General features: G+C 49.7%; 1 tRNA gene and 2 rRNA genes. All 3 read right to left on the bottom strand.

The annotated features are described in order from the left end of the window. Positions 1–412 (bottom strand): 23S ribosomal RNA (locus A9587_RS24225); the annotation flags it as partial. A gap of 193 nt (positions 413–605) precedes the next feature. Then, positions 606–681 (bottom strand) — tRNA-Glu (locus A9587_RS24220). 85 nt (positions 682–766) lie between these two features. Then, a 16S ribosomal RNA gene (locus A9587_RS24215) occupies positions 767–883 on the bottom strand; the annotation flags it as partial.

The following is an 883-nucleotide window of genomic DNA, read 5'->3' as shown; positions in this document are numbered from 1 at the left end:
TCCCCCCATATTCAGACAGGATACCACGTGTCCCGCCCTACTCATCGAGCTCACAGCATGTGCATTTTTGTGTACGGGGCTGTCACCCTGTATCGCACGCCTTTCCAGACGCTTCCACTAACACACATACTGATTCAGGCTCTGGGCTGCTCCCCGTTCGCTCGCCGCTACTGGGGGAATCTCGGTTGATTTCTTTTCCTCGGGGTACTTAGATGTTTCAGTTCCCCCGGTTCGCCTCATTAACCTATGGATTCAGTTAATGATAGTGTGACGAATCACACTGGGTTTCCCCATTCGGAAATCGCCGGTTATAACGGTTCATATCACCTTACCGACGCTTATCGCAGATTAGCACGTCCTTCATCGCCTCTGACTGCCAGGGCATCCACCGTGTACGCTTAGTCGCTTAACCTCACAACCCGAAGATGTTTCTTACGAACCATCATCGTGTTGCGAAAATTTGAGAGACTCACGAACAACTTTCGTTGTTCAGTGTTTCAATTTTCAGCTTGATCCAGATTTTTAAAGAGCAAATATCTCAAACATCACTCGTAAGTGAGTTTTGAGATACAGTGGCCGGCGACTTTCACTCACAAACCAGCAAGTGGCGTCCCCTAGGGGATTCGAACCCCTGTTACCGCCGTGAAAGGGCGGTGTCCTGGGCCTCTAGACGAAGGGGACGTATCAGTCTGCTTCGCAAGACGCCTTGCTTTTCACTTTCTATCAGACAATCTGTGTGAGCACTGCAAAGAACAGTTCTTTAAGGTAAGGAGGTGATCCAACCGCAGGTTCCCCTACGGTTACCTTGTTACGACTTCACCCCAGTCATGAATCACAAAGTGGTAAGCGCCCTCCCGAAGGTTAAGCTACCTACTTCTTTTGC

The sequence above is a fragment of the Escherichia sp. MOD1-EC6162 genome (genome assembly GCF_002965125.1).
Taxonomy (GTDB): domain Bacteria; phylum Pseudomonadota; class Gammaproteobacteria; order Enterobacterales; family Enterobacteriaceae; genus Escherichia; species Escherichia marmotae.
This window is presented reverse-complemented; position numbering and strand designations above follow the sequence as displayed.